Source organism: uncultured Flavonifractor sp. (assembly GCF_944387675.1).
GTDB lineage: Bacteria > Bacillota > Clostridia > Oscillospirales > Oscillospiraceae > Flavonifractor.
This window is the reverse complement of sequence record NZ_CALXFV010000153.1, coordinates 1-3,467: the sequence shown is the minus strand read 5'-3', so window position 1 is coordinate 3,467 and position 3,467 is coordinate 1. Positions and strand designations below refer to the sequence as shown.

Annotated in this window: 4 protein-coding genes; 3 read left to right on the top strand and 1 reads right to left on the bottom strand. The window is 62.2% G+C overall.

From position 1 onward, the window contains the following. On the top strand, nt 1–1,458 hold a 1,458-nt coding region (locus Q0J74_RS10835; protein ID WP_297214505.1), incomplete at its 5' end, for a class I tRNA ligase family protein. Between the two features lie 71 nt (nt 1,459–1,529). On the opposite strand, the gene Q0J74_RS10830 is transcribed toward Q0J74_RS10835, so the two are convergent. Next, entirely contained in the window at nt 1,530–1,667 is a 138-nt protein-coding gene (locus Q0J74_RS10830) for a hypothetical protein (RefSeq protein ID WP_297214503.1), read from the bottom strand. Nucleotides 1,668–1,842: 175 nt separating this feature from the next. Here Q0J74_RS10830 and Q0J74_RS10825 point away from each other — a divergent pair, with 175 nt between their 5' ends. After that, nucleotides 1,843–1,974, top strand: a complete 132-nt coding sequence (locus Q0J74_RS10825) for a hypothetical protein (protein ID WP_297214501.1) — start codon at nt 1,843–1,845, stop codon at nt 1,972–1,974. A gap of 108 nt (nt 1,975–2,082) precedes the next feature. Beyond that, the coding region (locus Q0J74_RS10820) for a DHH family phosphoesterase (protein ID WP_297214500.1) at nt 2,083–3,467 on the top strand (1,385 nt) is incomplete at its 3' end.

Sequence of the window (3,467 nt, the reverse complement as noted above, 5' to 3'; positions counted from 1 at the left end):
TGGGGCAAGGAGCGGATGATCTCCATGATCTCCGAGCGCTCCGACTGGTGCATCTCCCGCCAGCGGGTGTGGGGCGTCCCCATCCCCATCTTCTACTGCGACGACTGCGGGGCGGACATCGTCACTCCCGAGACCATCGCCCACGTGGCGGCCCTCTTCCGGGAGCACGGCTCCAACATCTGGTTTGACAAGGAGCCTGCCGACCTGCTGCCCCAGGGCTTCGTGTGTCCCAAGTGCGGCAAGGCCCACTTCTCCAAGGAGTCCGACATCATGGACGTGTGGTTTGACTCCGGCTCCACCTGGGCCGCCGTGGCCGCCGAACGCCCCTACCTGAAATACCCCGCCGACCTCTACCTGGAGGGCGGCGACCAGTACCGGGGCTGGTTCCAGTCGAGCATGCTCACCTCCATCGCCGTCAACGGCGTGGCTCCCTACCACCAGATCGCCACCCACGGCTGGACGGTGGACGGAGAGGGCAAGGCCATGCACAAATCCCTGGGCAACGCCGTCTCCCCCGACGAGGTCATCAAGGAGTACGGCGCCGACATGCTGCGGCTGTGGGTGGCCTCCGCCGACTACACCCAGGACATGCGCATCTCCAAGGACATTATGAAGCAGCTCTCCCAGGCCTACCTGAAGATCCGCAACACCGCCCGGTACATGCTGGGCAACCTGTGCGACTTCGACCCGGACAGCCATCAGGTGCCGGTGGCGGAGCTGATGGATCTGGACCGGTTCGCTCTGTCCGCCTTCAACGAGCTGGTGAAGACCTGCCGGGCCGCCTACGACAGGTATGAGTTCCACGCCGTCTACCGGGCGGTGTACAACTTCTGCGTGGTGGACCTGTCCAACTTCTACCTGGACATCATCAAGGACCGGCTGTACTGCGGGGCGGAGGACCAGCGCCGCTCCGCCCAGACCGCCCTGTACCACATCCTGGACGGCATGACCCGGCTTATCGCCCCCATCCTGGCCTTTACCTCCGACGAGATCTGGCACGCCATGAAGCATGCTCAGGATGTTGACGCCGAGAGCGTGCTCCTCAACGATATGCCCGATGACAACGCCGCCTTCACCCTGGACGCCGCCGCCCAGGTCCGGTGGGAGAAGCTGATGAGCCTGCGGGACGCCGTCAACAAGGCTCTGGAGAACGCCCGCAATGCCGGGGTGTTCAAAAAGGCCCAGGACACCGAGATCACCCTCTCCGTGTCCGCCGAGGACGCCGCCGCCCTGGCCGGCGAGGATCTGGCCAGCCTGTGCATCGTCTCCAAGGTCACCGTCACCACCGGCCCGGTGGAGGGGGAAAAGATGGAGGACTGCCTCATTCCCTGCACCATCGCCGTGGAGCTGTCCCAGGCCCCCAAGTGTCCCCGCTGCTGGAACCACAACGAGCACATCGGCGCCGAGGGACATCACGCCGAGCTGTGTCCCCGCTGCGCCAAAGTGGTGGGTGCGTAATCCCGGATACCGGAAAGGACGCTGTGAGCCATTCACAGCGTCCTTTTTTCCTGCGTATGCGGCGCGCCTGCCTACCGCCGGATTTCCCGGCGCAGAAGCTGGCGCAGATAGCCCGATACCGAGCGGCACTCCAGCCGGGCCAGCTTTTGGGACATCTCCTTGTCCTCCGCTGTCACCTGAATGGTGATGGTCTGGTTCTTTTTCTGCATAGCCACCCCTCCTACCTGTCATAATATCACTCTTAATAACTTAAATCAACTCTATATAATTCTTTGAGAAAAGAAACTCTGACTGATATCATTTAGATACAAATAGATACACGGAAGGGGCGGTTGGATGGGCGTGCAGGAGACGCCGTATTCTCTTCGGCTGAGCCATGAGGTGATGCAGAAGATTCGAGTGCTGGCAGCCAAGGACAAGCGCTCCATCAATATGCAGCTGTGCGTGGCGGTGGAGTATTATCTGGAGCAGTACGAGAAGGAGCACGGGGAGATACCCGTGGAGCCGGAGCAGTAAAAGGGCGTCCGCGTGACCGCGGACGCCCCTTGTATTTGGGCCGGTTTTTTGTTATAATAAAATCTCTTATTGTGGGTCACGATGCAAATTGCCGCCGGGAGGTGTCTCATGCGGAAAAATAAACTATCTCATCTGATGGAGCCCAGCTTCAGGCTGTATTTTGTCTTTTTGCTGCTGTTTGCTCTGCTCAGCGCCCTGTTCTCCGTCCCCATGGCGGCGGCGGAGCTGGCGGTGGTGGTGATTCTCTATCTCTACTTCCGCCGCAGCAGCGCGGTACGGCAGAAGGAAATTCTGAAATACATTGAAAACGTCACCTGCAACATGGACTCCGCCACCAAGGATACCATGGTGAACGCCCCTCTGCCCATGGTGATTTTCCGGCCGGAGAACGACGAGGTGATCTGGTCCAACGACCGGTTTTTGCAGATCACCGGGGAGCGGGACCACCTGTTTGACACCAAGATCACCGCGGCGGTCCCCGATTTCTCCTCCCGCTGGCTGATGGAGGGGAAGACCGAGTGTCCCACCGAGGTGCGCATTGGGGAGCGGCGCTTCCTGGTCTACGGCCACTTGGTACGCACGGAGGAGCAGGGCGCCCGGGGCTACCTGGCCACCACCTACTGGGTGGATGTGACCGACTTTTCCCAGGTGCGGGACGAGTTTTACGCCAGCCGCCCGGTGGTGGCCATTCTGACGGTGGACAACTACGAGGAGCTGATGAAGGGGGCCACCGACAACGCCCGCTCCGCCATGCGCAGCGGCATTGACGAACGGCTGGCCCAGTGGGTGGCCCCCGCCCAGGGGGTGTTCTGCCGGTATGAGCGGGACCGCTATCTGTTTTTATTTGAGGAAAAATTCCTGGCCCAGTTCCAGGAGGGGAAGTACGCCGTGCTGGACAGCGTCCGCCAGGTGTCCAGTCCCTCCGGCATCCAGGCCACCCTGTCCATCGGTATCGGCAAGGACGCGGACACCCTGGGGGAGCTGTTCCAGTACGCCGCCCTGTCGGTGGAAATGGCCCTGAGCCGGGGCGGCGACCAGGTGGTGGTGAAAAACAAGTTCAACTTCGAGTTCTTCGGCGGGCGGACCAAGGAGCTGGAAAAGCGCACCAAGGTGAAAAGCCGGGTGATGGCCAACGCCCTGGGGGAGCTGATGGCGGACGCCTCCACCGTGTTCGTCATGGGCCACAAGTACCCCGACCTGGACTGCATCGGCGCCGCCGCCGGCGTGTGCGCCATGGCCCGGAAGAAGGGGACCCCCGTCCACGTGGTGCGGGAGCCGGGGGTCAATCCCGCCAGCGAGATGTGCGACCGGCTGGCCCAGGTGCCGGAGTACAAGGATGTGTTTGTCTCCCCCCAGGACGCCATTCTCATGGCCGACAGCAACTGCCTGCTGGTGGTGGTGGACACCAACCGCCCCGAGCAGGTGGTGAGCCAGGACCTGCTGGAGGCGGTGCACAAGGTGGCGGTCATCGACCACCACCGCCGGGCCTCCTC